This is a genomic window from Amycolatopsis sp. MtRt-6, assembly GCF_017308975.1.
In the GTDB taxonomy this organism is placed as follows: Bacteria; Actinomycetota; Actinomycetes; order Mycobacteriales; family Pseudonocardiaceae; genus Amycolatopsis.
Genome location: NZ_JADWPD010000006.1, coordinates 297556 through 310195 on the forward strand (window position 1 = coordinate 297556; position 12640 = coordinate 310195).

General features: G+C 71.9%; 16 protein-coding genes. 7 read left to right on the forward strand and 9 right to left on the reverse strand.

The window, feature by feature from the left end; genetic code table 11:
- Window positions 1-23: 23 nt before the first annotated feature.
- Both I4Q55_RS13880 and I4Q55_RS13885 read right to left on the reverse strand, forming a co-directional pair.
- Window positions 24-821: an SRPBCC family protein gene (locus I4Q55_RS13880; RefSeq protein ID WP_206788036.1), complete on the reverse strand. Its 798-nt coding sequence runs from the start codon at window positions 819-821 to the stop codon at window positions 24-26.
- Window positions 822-875: 54 nt separating this feature from the next.
- Window positions 876-1292 carry a MarR family winged helix-turn-helix transcriptional regulator gene (locus I4Q55_RS13885; RefSeq protein WP_091304477.1) on the reverse strand — a complete coding sequence of 139 codons (417 nt, stop codon included), beginning with the start codon at window positions 1290-1292 and terminating at the stop codon, window positions 876-878.
- Window positions 1293-1370: 78 nt separating this feature from the next.
- On the opposite strand from I4Q55_RS13885, the gene I4Q55_RS13890 reads away from it, so the two are divergent.
- Entirely contained in the window at window positions 1371-1934 is a 564-nt protein-coding gene (locus I4Q55_RS13890; RefSeq protein ID WP_206788037.1) for a flavodoxin family protein, read from the forward strand.
- A 284-nt stretch (window positions 1935-2218) separates the two neighbouring features.
- On the opposite strand, the gene I4Q55_RS13895 is transcribed toward I4Q55_RS13890, so the two are convergent.
- Window positions 2219-2584, reverse strand: a complete 366-nt coding sequence (locus I4Q55_RS13895) for a helix-turn-helix domain-containing protein (protein WP_206788039.1) — start codon at window positions 2582-2584, stop codon at window positions 2219-2221.
- An 82-nt stretch (window positions 2585-2666) separates the two neighbouring features.
- On the opposite strand from I4Q55_RS13895, the gene I4Q55_RS13900 reads away from it, so the two are divergent.
- Window positions 2667-3524 carry an NAD(P)-dependent oxidoreductase gene (locus I4Q55_RS13900; protein ID WP_242545892.1) on the forward strand — a complete coding sequence of 286 codons (858 nt, stop codon included), beginning with the start codon at window positions 2667-2669 and terminating at the stop codon, window positions 3522-3524.
- Window positions 3521-4270, forward strand: coding sequence for an SDR family oxidoreductase (locus tag I4Q55_RS13905; protein WP_206788041.1), 750 nt, complete (start codon window positions 3521-3523; stop codon window positions 4268-4270). The genes I4Q55_RS13900 and I4Q55_RS13905 overlap by 4 nt, the downstream gene beginning before the upstream one ends.
- Here the strand turns inward: I4Q55_RS13905 and I4Q55_RS13910 are convergent.
- Window positions 4254-5030, reverse strand: coding sequence for an NAD(P)H-dependent oxidoreductase (locus I4Q55_RS13910; protein WP_206788042.1), 777 nt, complete (start codon window positions 5028-5030; stop codon window positions 4254-4256). The two genes, I4Q55_RS13905 and I4Q55_RS13910, sit on opposite strands and share 17 nt — an antisense overlap.
- Window positions 5031-5101: 71 nt before the next feature.
- On the opposite strand from I4Q55_RS13910, the gene I4Q55_RS13915 reads away from it, so the two are divergent.
- Window positions 5102-6100 (forward strand): GlxA family transcriptional regulator, encoded by a 999-nt coding sequence (locus tag I4Q55_RS13915; RefSeq protein WP_206788043.1) that lies wholly within the window; start codon window positions 5102-5104, stop codon window positions 6098-6100.
- A 20-nt stretch (window positions 6101-6120) separates the two neighbouring features.
- A complete protein-coding gene (locus I4Q55_RS13920; protein WP_206788044.1) occupies window positions 6121-7005 on the forward strand; it encodes a transglutaminase domain-containing protein in 885 nt (294 codons plus the stop codon).
- Here I4Q55_RS13920 and I4Q55_RS13925 read toward each other — a convergent pair.
- The 3 genes from I4Q55_RS13925 to I4Q55_RS13935 form a co-directional block, all read right to left on the reverse strand.
- A complete protein-coding gene (locus tag I4Q55_RS13925) occupies window positions 6962-7864 on the reverse strand; it encodes a LysR family transcriptional regulator (RefSeq protein WP_206788045.1) in 903 nt (300 codons plus the stop codon). The two genes, I4Q55_RS13920 and I4Q55_RS13925, sit on opposite strands and share 44 nt — an antisense overlap.
- 213 nt (window positions 7865-8077) lie before the next feature.
- Window positions 8078-8737: a TetR/AcrR family transcriptional regulator gene (locus tag I4Q55_RS13930; protein WP_206788046.1), complete on the reverse strand. Its 660-nt coding sequence runs from the start codon at window positions 8735-8737 to the stop codon at window positions 8078-8080.
- Window positions 8738-8753: 16 nt separating this feature from the next.
- The gene (locus I4Q55_RS13935; RefSeq protein ID WP_206788047.1) at window positions 8754-9572 is read right to left on the reverse strand and encodes a class I SAM-dependent methyltransferase; all 819 of its coding nucleotides are present in this window, start codon (window positions 9570-9572) and stop codon (window positions 8754-8756) included.
- 190 nt (window positions 9573-9762) lie between these two features.
- Between I4Q55_RS13935 and I4Q55_RS13940 the strand changes: the two genes are divergently transcribed.
- Entirely contained in the window at window positions 9763-10350 is a 588-nt protein-coding gene (locus I4Q55_RS13940; protein ID WP_206788048.1) for a dihydrofolate reductase family protein, read from the forward strand.
- Here I4Q55_RS13940 and I4Q55_RS13945 read toward each other — a convergent pair.
- Entirely contained in the window at window positions 10340-11194 is an 855-nt protein-coding gene (locus I4Q55_RS13945; RefSeq protein WP_206788049.1) for a sigma-70 family RNA polymerase sigma factor, read from the reverse strand. The two genes, I4Q55_RS13940 and I4Q55_RS13945, sit on opposite strands and share 11 nt — an antisense overlap.
- A gap of 65 nt (window positions 11195-11259) precedes the next feature.
- Between I4Q55_RS13945 and I4Q55_RS13950 the strand changes: the two genes are divergently transcribed.
- Window positions 11260-12300 (forward strand): alkene reductase, encoded by a 1041-nt coding sequence (locus I4Q55_RS13950; RefSeq protein ID WP_206788050.1) that lies wholly within the window; start codon window positions 11260-11262, stop codon window positions 12298-12300.
- On the opposite strand, the gene I4Q55_RS13955 is transcribed toward I4Q55_RS13950, so the two are convergent.
- Entirely contained in the window at window positions 12297-12635 is a 339-nt protein-coding gene (locus I4Q55_RS13955) for a VOC family protein (protein WP_206788052.1), read from the reverse strand. The genes I4Q55_RS13950 and I4Q55_RS13955 overlap by 4 nt on opposite strands.
- Between the last annotated feature and the right edge of the window lie 5 nt (window positions 12636-12640).

Genomic DNA, 12640 nt, shown 5'->3' on the forward strand with positions numbered 1-12640 from the left:
AACGCCGAACCGGCGGCCGCGCGTCAGCCTTCGGTCGGACCCGCGGCGTAATGCTTCCGCACGGCTTCGACGCGCTCGGGCGTCCACTCGGGCAGGTCGAGGCCGTGGGTGGCGGCGAACAGCTTGTCGAGCTGCTCGTGCCGCCGGGCCAGCTGCGCCGGCACGTCGTCCCCGGCCGCTTCGGTGAACTCCACGCGGGTGCCTTCGAGGGGGTCGTGGACCAGGTCCCAGCCGGGCTCGTCCGGCAGCAGCGGCCGGATCTCCGCCAGGGGTTTCCAGCCGAGGTCACGGCGGAAGCGGATCCTGCCGCCGGGGAGGAGCTCGCCCTCGTCCAGGCCGAATTCCTCCACATAGGACGCCATCCGCTCGTGCCACCCTTGCGGCTCCTCGAAGTCCGCCCCGGCCAAGCGCGCGGCGAGGGCGTCGAGGCAGACGTCCCAGCCGGCGGCGGTGCGGCCCGCGGCGAGCTTCGCGATCGCGGGATCGCCGCGGCCGAAGGTGTGGGTGAACTCCAGGATGCTGCCGTCGCCGTCGGGGGAGATCAGCCAGCGCAGCGTGTCGTCGTGCCAGACGAAGGTGAACTCGCGCGGCGGATCGGCGGTGACGACCTGGCCGGTCGTCGAGCTGTCCTCGCCGGGGAAGGTGAACCGGATCGCGCCACCGGCCCGCAGTTCGACGTCGACCTTCGCGGGGAACCAGTGGGCGAGCTCGGCCGGGTCCGTGATCGCCCGCCAGACCCGCTCGGGCGCGTGCTTCAGGCGGCGTTCCAACCGGAGCGCCGGGCGTTCGCCGGCGGTCTGCAGCTTCGCTCGTCCGGACACGCGTCCTCCCGTGGGTTGCCTGTGCCCGTATATAACCACTGAGGAATATGCGGGTCAAGCGCCGCGGACGGCGGAGACCGCGGCGGCGAGCTCCGGATCGCTCGCGGCCTTGTCGAGCGCGGTCCGCAGCACCGCGCAGTACGTCGGCTCGGTTTCGGCGTAGCGCTTGCGGCCGGCGTCGGTGATCACCGAGTAGACGCCGCGGCGGTCGTCTTCGCACAGGTCGCGGATGGTCAGCCCGGCGTCTTCGAGGCGGGCGCACATCCGGCTGACCGAGCTCTGGTTGAGGCCGATCGCGTCGGCGAGCTCCTGCATCCGCAGGCCGCCGCGCGGGCCCGCGACCAGCTTGCCGAGCGCGCGGTACTCGGACAGGCCGAGCCCGTGCCGCCGCTGCAGGGCCTTGGCGAGTTCCTGCTCGATCCGGGCGTGCAGCACGAGCACGCGGCCCCAGGCCTGTTCGTCGACGGTCATCTTCCGGCCTCCTCTTGACGCCAGGATAGTCCAGGGACAGTATTTATATGTACATGCAAGTACATCGAGAGGGTGGACATGAGCGATCGCAGCTTCCTGTTCCTGGTGGGCGCCGCGCGGGCCGGGGGCAACACCGAAATGCTGGCCCGGCGGGCGGCGAAGGAGCTGCCGCGAGACGTCGAGCAGCGGTGGATCCGGCTGCCGGAGGTGCCGCTGCCGCCGTTCGAAGACCGCCGGCACGGCGCCGGTGAGCACCCGCCGCCGGGAGCGAACGAACAGCTGCTGATGGACGCGACCTTCGCCGCGACCGACATCGTGGTCGTGTCGCCGGTGTACTGGTACTCGGTGGCGGCGAGCGTGAAGCTCTACCTCGACTACTGGTCGGGCTGGATGCGGCTGCCGGTGGAGTTCAAGCCGCGGATGCGCGGCAAGACGCTGTGGGGCGTGAGCGTGCTGAGCGAGACGGCACGGGAAGCCCAGCCGCTGATCGGCACGCTGGAACTCTGCGCCGAGTACCTGGGCATGAACTGGGGCGGGGTGCTGCTCGGCAACGGCAGCCGCCCCGGCGACGTGCTCCTGGACGCCGACGCGATGTCCGCCGCGCAGACGTTCTTCGCCGGCGCGGACCTGGTCACCGCCTGAGGGAGGCGGGCGGTACGGGCACCGGCGGCGCTCAGCCGGCGTTCTCTTCGGGGGCGCCGAGCAGCCGGCCGCCGGTGCCCACCTCCGCCCCGTCCGGCCGCCAGGTCGCCGCACCACCGGACGCCGACCTCGTAGCCGACGCCGCGGGTGCCGTAGGAGCCCAGGCTTTTCGCTTCGCCGGGAGCCGGGCCGGTCACCGAGATACTGCCCCCCACGAGCTCCACCGGCGTCTCGTGGTCGTTCTTCAGGATGAACCGCACTTCTCCGACCGTACGCAATCCGCCTCAGGCCGAGGTGGCGTGCGGCGGCGCCGGCGTGACGCCGCGGCGCTTCGCGATGCCGGCCATGTTCTCGTCGCCCCAGTCGCCCAGCGGCAGCAACGCCGTGTTCAGCCGCTGACCGAGTCCGGTCAGCGAGTACTCGACCTTCGGCGGGATCTCGTGGAACACCTCGCGGTGCACGATCTCGTCCGCCTCCAGCTCCCGCAGGGCCTGGATCAGCATCTTTTCGCTGATCCCCGCGACCTTCCGCTTCAGCTCGCCGAACCGCAGCGGCTCGGCGTGCAGTGCCCAGAGGATGAGGGCCTTCCAGCGGCCACCGATCACGTCGACGGCGGCGTCCAATCCGCAGCGGTACGTTCGAGGCAGCATGCAGGATCCTTACGTTTTGGTGGGTACCTGACTTATTAGTCGGTACTTGTCCAGCATAAAGCGGACATCCAGCATGGAACCCATGGGAGAAAGCAAAAAACACGTGGGCGTGCTCGGCCTGGGCCGGATGGGTGCCGCCCTCGCCGGGACGCTCCTGGGGGCGGGACACGACGTCTCGGTGTGGAACCGGTCGCCGCTCAAGGCGGGACCGTTGCTCGACCGCGGCGCCCGGCTCGCGGCCACGCCGGCGGAAGCGGCTTCGGCGGACGTCGTCCTCAGTTGTCTGTCCACATACGACACTCAGCAGCCGGTGCTGGAAGCGGCCGCGCTGCCCGGCCGGACGCTGGTCAACCTCACGTCCGGGACGCCGGAGCAGGCCCGCGCCGCCGCGAAGTGGGCTGTTTCGGAAGGTGTCGACTACGTGGACGGCGTGATCATGGCCGTGCCGCAGGGCATCGGGACGCCGGCCGCGCAGATTCTCTACGGCGGCTCCGAAACGGCGTTCGCGGCGCAGCGCGAAGTGCTGGAAGTGCTGGGAAAGCCGATATTCCTCGGCGAGGACGCCGGGCTCGCGGCGCTGTACGACCTGGCGCTGCTCGGCATCATGTGGTCGACCATGGCCGGGTACCTGCACGCGCTCGCGCTGGTCGGGACCGAGGGCGTCACGCCGGAACAGTTCACGCCGATGGCGTTGGCGTGGCACTCGGCCGTCGGCGGGCTCCTGCCGGGCATCGGCGAGCAGGTCGCCAGCGGCGACTACGCCACGGACGTGTCCGCTTTGGACATCAACGCGGCCGGGCTCGCCATGCTGGTCGAGACGAGCCGCGAGCAGGGGATCGGCACGGCGGTGCCCGCGGTGCTGCGGGAGTTGTTCGACCGAGCGGTCGCCGCGGGCCACGGCTCGCACGCGATCGCCAGCGTCATCGAGGAGATCCGGTGAAGTACCTGGGGAAGAAGGCCGTCGTCACCGGCGGCACGCACGGCATGGGCCTGGCGGTGGTCCGCGCCCTGCTCGACGGCGGCGCGGAGGTCCTGCTGACCGGCCGCGACGTGTCACCGCTGGAAGGGACGTTGCCGGGCAAGGCGCACCTGCTGTCCTCGGACGCGGCCCGCCTGGACGACGTCGCCGAGCTGGGCGCGGTCGCCGCGGACACGCTCGGCGAGCTGGACCTGGTGTTCGTCAACGTCGGATTCTCGACGCTGACACCGTACGAGGACGCGACACCCGAGCTCTACGACCGCACGTTCGACGTCAACACCAAGGGCGCGTACTTCACGGCCCGGCGGCTGGCCCCGCTGGTTCGCGCCGGCGGGTCGTTCGTGTTCACGACGTCGGTCGCGGCCGAGGCGGGGATAGCCGGGATGGGCCTGTATTCGGCGGCGAAGGCGGCGGTGCGTTCGTTCGCCCGCACATACGCGGCCGAGCTGGCACCGCGCGGAATCCGGGTGAACGTGGTCAGCCCGGGCTACACCGACACGCCGACGATGGGTGTGTCGGGCGTGCCGGAGTCCGTACTGGCGGAGTTCAAGGCAATCGGCGACGAGATCACGCCGCTGAAGCGCCACGCAACGGCCGAGGAGGTCGCGGCGGCGGTGTTGTTCCTGGCCTTCGAGGCGACCTTCACCACCGGCGCGGACCTGCCGGTGGACGGCGGTCTGGGGCAGCGGCTCACGTTGCCCGCGTGAGGTGAGCTGCCAGGCCGGTGGTGCCGGGGGCGCGGTCGGGGTGCAGGACGAGGTCGTCGTCGTAGTCGCCGCCGTTCTGGGTGCGGAACGGGATCGGCTCGTCCGTCTCGAGCGTCCGGAGGCGTTCGCGCAGCAGGTCTCGCGCTTCGGTGAACTCCTCGTCCGGCACGCGGTCGGCGCCGTAGACCGCTACCGGTGGCAGGACCGACATCCCGGCGTAGAAGAGCGTCCCGTGGTGCAGCGGGAACAGGACGTCGTCCAGCGCTCCGTTCACTCCGCGCGGTCCCATGGACGGCTCGCGGGCACCCGCGGTGAGCACCACCATCGCGCGCTTGCCCGCGAGCCGTCCTTCGCCGTAGCGCAGGGTGCGGCCGTCTTCGGCCTGGACGCCGTAGCCGAAACCCTTCACGAACACGCGGTCGAACCAGCCCTTGAGGATGGCCGGCGGGCTGTACCACCACAGCGGGAACTGCACGACGACCGCGTCCGCCCAGTCCAGTTTTTCCTGCTCCGCCACGATGTCCGCGCTCAGCTCGCCGCGCGCGTGCGCCCGGGCCGACGTCGCCCCGACGACCAGCCGCCCGTCTCCGGCTTCGGCGCCGAAGTCGGCGGCGTCGACCACCGGGTTCCACTTCATGGCGTACAGATCCGACTCCCGGACGTCGTGCCCGAGCGCGCGGAGCGTCCGGAGCCCGTCGTCGCGGAGGGCCCCGCTCAGCGAGCGCGGCTCGGGATGCGCGAAAACCCACAACACGTTCATGTCCTCGATGATCACGCGGCCGGCCGGCTCGATCGAGTGGCCTGATAGCCATCATGTGCAAGAATCGAGCCATGGCCGCATTCGCGCACCCGAACCGTCACCACGTCGCCGTCCTCGTCCGCCACGGCATGCTGGTGATGGAACTCGGCATCGTCCACCGGCTGTTCGGCCAGGCGCGGTCGGCAGCCGGCGAGCCGCTGTACGAGGTCGTGACCTGCACGCTCGAGCCCGGCCCGGTGCGCACCGACGCGGACGTCACCATCCCGGTCGACCGCGGCCCCGAGGTGCTGGCCGAGGCCGACACGGTGATCGTCCCGGCGTCCCTGGCCGAGTACGAGCCGATGGCGCGCGTGCTGACCCCGCCGCTCAAGGCCGCGCTCGACCGCATCCCCGCGGACGCGCGCATCGCGTCGATCTGCACCGGCGCGTTCGTGCTCGCCGCGGCCGGCCTGCTCGACGGCCGTCCGGCCACCACCCACTGGCGCTCCGCCGAGGAGCTGCAGGACCGCTTCCCCGAGGTCGACGTCGATCCGTGCGTGCTCTACACCGACGACGGCGACGTGCTGACCTCGGCGGGCGTCGCCGCCGGGATCGATCTGGTGCTGCACATGATCCGCCGTGACCACGGCGCGGCGGTGGCCAACGAAGTCGCCCGCGGGACGGTCGTGTCCCCGCACCGCGAAGGCGGCCAAGCCCAGTTCGTCCGCCGGCCGGTACCCGAGCCCCGCACGTCGTCGACCAAGGCGGCCCGGGCCTGGGCGCTGGAGAACCTGCACCGGCCGCTGAGCTTGCGCGAGCTCGCCGCCCGCGAGGCGATGAGCACGCGGACGTTCACCCGCCGCTTCCGGGAGGAGGTCGGCATTTCGGCGCTGCAGTGGCTGACCCAGCAACGGGTCGAGCGCGCCCGCCAGCTCCTCGAGGAGACGGACCTGCCGGTAGACCGCGTCGCCACGGAAGCCGGGTTCGGCACGGCAGCCTCCCTGCGCCAGCACTTCCAGGCGGCGCTCGGGGTGTCGCCGAGCGCGTACCGGTCGACGTTCCGCGGGGAACTGGCTGTTCAATCGGCCTAAAATTCCGCTAGCTTCCCGGCATGGACGACTTTTTCGTCAGCCACAGCCGCTTCAGCGACCCGGGCCCGCACGCGGACTGGCTCGACGCCACCCCGAACGACCTCGCGGCGCTTCGCGAGGCAGCGTCCCAGCTCGTGTTCCACTACTGGGGTTCCGGCCCCATCACGGACCACGGGTTCCCCGCGGGGCGCAACGACGAGATCACCCTGCGGTACGCCGCAGACATGTGGGCCCGCCTGCGCGAGCTGAACCCGGCACCACCCGGCGCGCCACGGCCGCCGCTGCACCGGATCGTCGGCTGCTGCCGCGATTTCACCCTCCTGTTCGTCTCGATGGCGCGCCACCATGGCATCCCGGCCCGCGCCCGCGTCGGCTTCGCGAGCTACCTGGTACCCGGCTGGTACCTCGATCACGTCGTCGCCGAGGTCCGCACCGCCGACGGCTGGCGCCTGGTCGAGGCGCAAATGGCACCCGGCTTCCGCGACCCGGTCGACGACGTCGAATTCGACCTCCTCGACGTCCCCCGCGATCGCTTCCTGACCGGCCCGGACGCGTGGATCGCGGCCCGCGCGGGCGAAATCGACCCGGCCCGCGTGGTCGTCAACCCGGACCTCGACGTGCCGTTCCTGCGTGGGTTCCCGTACGCGTGGCACAACGTCGTGCTCGACCTCGCCGCGCTCAACAAGCACGAGATGCTCCTGTGGGACATCTGGGGCGCGCTCGACGACACCGTGGACCTCGCCCCGGCCACCCTGGCCCGCGCCGACGAGCTGGCCGAGCTGATGACCGGCGCCGACGTCGAGCAGTTGCGGGCCGCCTTCGAGGCCGACGACGTCCGGGTGCCGCCGGTGATCCGCACGGTCACCCCGCCGGGACAGCTCCTTGCTGAGGTAGTGCTCCGCTGACCTCGGTGGCGGTCCGCACGAACTGCGCGATCCGCGGATCCCGCGCCCCGGCCGGCCAGGCGAGGGCCAGCGAGTACGGCGTCGCGTCCACGACCGGCCGGTAGACGACGTCGTCCCGCGCCCGCAGCTCGGCGACCGACGCCGGCAGCAGCGCGACCGCCTGTCCGAGCGCGACGGTCTCCAGCAGTTGGGCGCTGTCGTGCACGATCGGCCCCGGCGTCACCGGGCCGCCCGTCACGTCCTGCCCGGACCAGTACGCCCGGTCCGCGGCCGAGGAGAGCGGCCAGCACGGCGTCGGCCGCCCGGCGAAGTCGGCACAGGTCAGCACGGCCCGGCCGGCGAGCTCGTGCCCCGAAGGCAGCGCGGCCACCCGCGGCTCGCTGAACAGCACTTCGACGTCCAGGCCGTGGTGACTGCTGCCCTGGCACCCGAGCACCGCCACGTCGGCCCGGCCGTCCCGCAGCATTTCCGCCTGTTCGCCGAACCCGCTGACCCGGACATCGACCAGGTCCGGGTGCGCATCGGCGATCCGCCGCAGCAGATCGGTGGCGACGCCGGGTTTCGCGGTGACGACGAGCGCCGGCGTCCGCTGCGCCGCCCGCCGCGTGCGCCGCACCGCCGCGGTGACGGCGTCCAGTGCCTTCGCCGACTCCGCGAGCAGGACGGCTCCGGCCGGTGTCAGCGAGACGTGCCGGCTGGTGCGTTCGAAGAGCTGCACGCCGAGCCGCCGCTCCAGCAGCCGGATCGCGCGGGACAGCGGTGGCTGCGCCATCCCGAGCCGCTCGGCGGCGCGGGAGAAGTTCAGCTCTTCGGCGACCGCGCGGAAATACCGCAGCTCACGGACCTCGACATCGTCCATACCGGGAGAGTATCGCGGCAGAGTCCACAGGTCTTTCCCTTTCTCTTTCGCGGATGGTGGGCTTGGTGTCGATAACTCCACAAAGGACGGACACCGGGTGTGGCCGCGGAGGTGGTGCGGGTGCGGGATGGCCGGATTGTCGAGTGCGGGGATGCGGTGCTGAGTTCCGGGAGCGACGGTGAGTGGAATCCGATGGTCTAGGCCGCCGGGACCTCACGCCTCGGTGGCCTGGCCCGGCTCGTCTGGTGATGGTTCGGGGTCCGTCGGGGCGATGCCGTGCAGGGCGACGCTGACGATCGAGTTCACCGGTGGCGGATCCAGGGGGGCCGTGTGCGGGAAGACCACCGCCATCACCGAGGCGTGGCAGTAACCGACCAGCAGGGCCGCCGTTGCGTCCACTTCGGACTCCACGCGCAGGCGACCCAGTGCTCGCTCCGCTTCGAGGTAGGCCACCAGCTGATCGCGCCAGTGGCCGGACCGCTCGCTGATCTCCGCGAACCGCTCCAGCACCCTCGGCTGCCCGGCCAGGCCGCTGAACACCGGCACCAGCGCCTTGTGCAGGGCCAGGCCGAACTCCAGGTGGCGGCGGAGGTTTCCGACCAGGTTGCCTTCGCCGGCCACCGGCAGCTCGCCCAGCTCCGCCTCCGTCGTGCGCACGTGCTCCAGGAGGGCCCGGGCCACCAGCTCCTCCTTGTCGGAGAAGTGGTTGTAGAGCACGCCGTCGGCGACGCCGGCCATGCGCGCTATCTCGCGCACGGTCATCCCGCTCGTGCCGTGGGTGGCGATCATCTTCTGCGCGGTCTCGACCAGCAGATCGTGCAGTGACTGCCCGTCACGCTGGGCGGCGGCTTTCCTCGGTGACATCACCGCCATCGTACGGCGCCCTCCGCTACGACCTCCTTCCCGTGACCAGCCACGCCGTGCCGCGCAGGCTGACCGCCTCCGGGCCCGCGAACGGCTCGAGCGCCGCCGCGAGGGCTTCGGTCGCCTTGGTCGCCGTCGCGGTGTCGACCATGCCCAGGTGGTGCCGGACCGGGCCCCAGTCCGCGATGAACCGGGCGGCGTCGGGGACGTCCCGGCCCCAGATCTGATCGGCCTCGACGTGGGTGCACGCCACGTCCTCGAAGCCGGCTTCGGTCAGCACCGCCCTGGTGCGCTCCGGGTCCGCGAACGACGTCGGGCCGCTGCCGTCCGGCCCGGTCGGTTGTGGCAGGTAGTCGGCCATCGCCCCGAACACCCGGCCGAGGTCGGTGCCGGCGAGGGCCGTCATGCAGAGGAACGCGAGCCGCCCGCCGGGACGCAGAGCGCGCCGGACATTGCCGAAGGCCGCCACGGGGTCGGCGAAGAACATCACCCCGAACCGGCTGACCGCCAGGTCGAACCCGCCCTCGGGGAACGGGTGGACCTGGACGTCACCCTGCTCGAACGCCACGTTCGGCACCTCCGCCGCCCGGGCCCGCGCGGTCGCCAGCATCGGCCCGGACAGGTCGACGCCGAGCGCGAACCGGGCCCGCGCCGCGGCGAGCCGGGTCAGCTGGCCGTTGCCGCAGCCGATGTCGAGCACCCTGTCGTCCGAGCCGACCTGCGCGAGCAGGTGTTCGTTGAAGCCGCTGTTCACGGCGTCGTAGCGGTCGGCGTGCGCTGCCCAGTGCTCGCCCTCGTAGCCGTTCCACGCCTCGGCCTGTGCGGTGTTGACGATCCCGGTCATTGTCATCCCCTCGGTGGTGAACACGCGTTCATGAACACGTGTTCATGCTGCCGCCGCTGCCGGGTGCTGTCAAGGCATCGGCCACCCGGCGCCGGATGTCGGCCAGGTGGCAGATCTTCCGGCCGGGCGCACGCGGAAGACTTCTCGTCAGTCCGGCAAACCGCCGCTGACCAGCACAAAGGAGTTCGAAATGGCCGACGTCATCGCCAACATGTCCATGTCCCTCGACGGCTTCGTGGCCGACCCGGAAGACCGCATCGATCACCTGTTCGAGTGGTTCGGCAACGGTGACGTCGAGGTCCCCACCGCCGTCGACTGGGCCACCTTCAAGACCTCCGAAGCCAGCGCGAAGATGCTGCGCGCCGCGATGGAGAACGTCGGCGCGCTGGTCACCGGCCGCCGCCTGTTCACCCTCACCCAGGGCTGGGGCGGCGCGCACCCGATGGGCGTCCCGGTCTTCGTCGTCACCCACGAAGCGCCCGCGGACTGGCCGCACCCGGACGCGCCGTTCACCTTCGTCACCGACGGTCTCGAAAGCGCCGTCGAGCAGGCCAAGAAGACCGCCGGCGACAAGAACGTCGCGGTCGCCAGCACGACGATCGCCCAGCAGTGCCTCAACCTCGGCCTGCTCGACGGCATCCAGGTCGACCTGATTCCGGTGCTGCTCGGCTCCGGCGTCCGCTTCTTCGACAACCTCGACGCCACCACGAAGCTCGGCGACCCCGAGGTCATCGAGGGCACCGGCGTGACGCACCTGTCCTACCGGATCAAGCGCTGAGGAGCGTGACGTGCAGCGCGGCGAGGCGGGCGGGGTCGGCGATCACCTCGTACGCCGCCACCCGCTCGCCCTCGACGGTCACGGCCAGGGCGAGCACCAGCCGCCCGTGCGGCGCGACGACGACGCCGACCGCGCCGTCGACCAGGGCCGCTTCGGCGAATCGGGCCCGCTTCCCGAACACCTGCGTCTCCTCGGCCACCGCGCGGGCCCCGCGGGTCTCGAGCGCGACGCCGGCGGGAAGCGCGGCCGCGTCGGCGCGGCGGACGACGTCCGGGGCCAGCACGTCGAGCAGCGATTCGAGGTCGCCGCCGCGGGCCGCGGCCAGGAACGCGTCGACCACCCGGCGGTGCCGGGCCAGGTCGGCCGGGGGCAGCGGGGTGGTGCCCCGGACCCGCTGCCGCGCCCGGCTCGCCAGCTTCTTCGCCGCGACCGGCGTGCGGTCCAGCACCGGGGCGATCCGGTCGAACGGCACCGCGAACAGGTCGTGCAGCACGAACGCGATCCGTTCGGCCGGGCCGAGCGCGTCCAGCACGACGAGCAGCGCACGGCCCACCGAGTCGCCGAGCGCGGCTTCGCCCGCCGGATCGGCGTCGGCCACCGGTTCCGGGACCGCCTCGAACGGCTCCTCGCGGCGGGCTTTCCGCGAACGCAGGACGTCGAGGCAGACGCGGGAGACGACAGTGGTGAGCCACGCCGCCAGGTTGTCGACCGATTCCACGCGGTTCAGCCGCAACCAGGCTTCCTGCACGGCGTCGTCCGCTTCGGCCGCCGAGCCGAGCATCCGGTAGGCCAGCCCGCGCAGCCGGCCGCGTTCGGCCTCGAATCGTGCCGCCAGGTCGTCCATCGGTCACCTTTCGCTCGTGTCCACCGTCGCCTCCTCGACGTATCCCCGCGACCGGAGGTGACCGGATGAGCTTGCTGACTCCTGCCGACCTGGACGGCTGGTACCTGCCGAACCGGGTCGTCGTGGCGCCGACGACCCGGGCGCGCGTCCCCGGCGGAGTGCCCGGCGAACTTCAGGCCGCGTACTACGCGCAGCGCGCCTCAGCCGGGCTCGTCGTCACCGAAGGCACCTGGGTGAGCGAAAAAGCCGTCGGCTTCTCGGCCGTTCCCGGGGTGTACACCGACGCCCAGGTCGACGGCTGGCGGCGGGTCACGGACGTCGTGCACGCGCTCGGCGGCCGGATCGTGCTGCAGCTCTGGCACACCGGCGCCGTCTCGCACCCGGACTTCTTCGGCGGGCGGCCGGCGGGACCGTCTTCGGTGAACCCGGACGAGCCGGTGCACCTGCCGTCCGGGCGCTGTCCGACGGGCACACCGCGCGAGCTGGGCGTGGCCGAGATCCGGGCGACGGTCGCGGACTACGGCACGGCGGCGGAGAACGCGCGCCGCGCCGGGTTCGACGGCGTCGAGATCGCGGCCAACGGCGTGTACCTGCTCGCGCAGTTCCTGCACCCGCGGCTGAACCGGCGCACCGACGCCTACGGCGGCTCCCCGGCCAACAGGCGCCGGTTGCTCACCGAGGTCGTCGAAGCGGCCGCCGCGCACGGGCGCGTCGGCGTCCGGCTTTCGCCGTGGTGGACCGGTGGGCTGTTCACTGTGGACGAAGCACTCCGCGCCGAGTACGACGAACTGGTCGCCGGGCTCGCCGCGGACTACCTGCACCTCCGGGGACCCGACACCGGGCCGGACTTCGCGGCTTTCGCTCGTTATCGGGAACTGTTCGACGGCCTCCTGATCGTCAACAACGGCTTCGATCGTGAAACGGGCGACGCGGTGATCGACGCCGGCATCGCCGATGCGGTGTCGTACGCGCGGCACTTCGTCGCCAACCCGGACCTGGTGACGCGGTTCGCGCTCGACCTGCCGATCGCGCCGGCCGATCCCGCGACGTTCTACGGGGGCGGGGCCGCCGGTTATGTCGAGCAGGCGGCCGCCGTTGGCTGCTAGCCCTCCGGGGTCCACACCGCCAGCTCGCTCCCGCCTGGTTCGCGGAAGTGGAAGCGGCTGCCGCCCGGGAAGGCGAACGGTTCCCTCGTCACCACGCCGCCCGCGGCCTCCACCGCCTTGCGGGTGGTGGCCAGGTCGTCCGTGCGGATCGTCACCAGCGGGGCGCTCGTCCGCTCGGCCGTGTTCGATTGGAAGCCCAACGTGAGACCGTCGGCCCGGACGTCGGTGTAGTCCGGGCCGTACGGTGTCACCGCCCAGCCGAACGCGCTCTCGAAGAACCGCGCGGACGCCGCGGCGGACGTGGACGGGAACTCGGCGAAGTCGATTTCGTACATGCCCC

Bases quoted from the DNA above. Each gene is read 5' to 3' on its own strand.
- I4Q55_RS13885 (WP_091304477.1), bottom strand. From the start codon at position 1,292: ATGACCGTCGACGAACAGGCCTGGGGCCGCGTGCTCGTGCTGCACGCC.
- I4Q55_RS13890 (WP_206788037.1), top strand. From the start codon at position 1,371: ATGAGCGATCGCAGCTTCCTGTTCCTGGTGGGCGCCGCGCGGGCCGGG.
- I4Q55_RS13895 (WP_206788039.1), bottom strand. From the start codon at position 2,584: ATGCTGCCTCGAACGTACCGCTGCGGATTGGACGCCGCCGTCGACGTG.
- I4Q55_RS13900 (WP_242545892.1), top strand. From the start codon at position 2,667: ATGGGAGAAAGCAAAAAACACGTGGGCGTGCTCGGCCTGGGCCGGATG.
- I4Q55_RS13910 (WP_206788042.1), bottom strand. From the start codon at position 5,030: ATGAACGTGTTGTGGGTTTTCGCGCATCCCGAGCCGCGCTCGCTGAGC.
- I4Q55_RS13915 (WP_206788043.1), top strand. From the start codon at position 5,102: ATGGCCGCATTCGCGCACCCGAACCGTCACCACGTCGCCGTCCTCGTC.
- I4Q55_RS13920 (WP_206788044.1), top strand. From the start codon at position 6,121: ATGGACGACTTTTTCGTCAGCCACAGCCGCTTCAGCGACCCGGGCCCG.
- I4Q55_RS13925 (WP_206788045.1), bottom strand. From the start codon at position 7,864: ATGGACGATGTCGAGGTCCGTGAGCTGCGGTATTTCCGCGCGGTCGCC.
- I4Q55_RS13930 (WP_206788046.1), bottom strand. From the start codon at position 8,737: ATGGCGGTGATGTCACCGAGGAAAGCCGCCGCCCAGCGTGACGGGCAG.
- I4Q55_RS13935 (WP_206788047.1), bottom strand. From the start codon at position 9,572: ATGACCGGGATCGTCAACACCGCACAGGCCGAGGCGTGGAACGGCTAC.
- I4Q55_RS13940 (WP_206788048.1), top strand. From the start codon at position 9,763: ATGGCCGACGTCATCGCCAACATGTCCATGTCCCTCGACGGCTTCGTG.
- I4Q55_RS13945 (WP_206788049.1), bottom strand. From the start codon at position 11,194: ATGGACGACCTGGCGGCACGATTCGAGGCCGAACGCGGCCGGCTGCGC.
- I4Q55_RS13950 (WP_206788050.1), top strand. From the start codon at position 11,260: ATGAGCTTGCTGACTCCTGCCGACCTGGACGGCTGGTACCTGCCGAAC.
- I4Q55_RS13955 (WP_206788052.1), bottom strand. From the start codon at position 12,635: ATGTACGAAATCGACTTCGCCGAGTTCCCGTCCACGTCCGCCGCGGCG.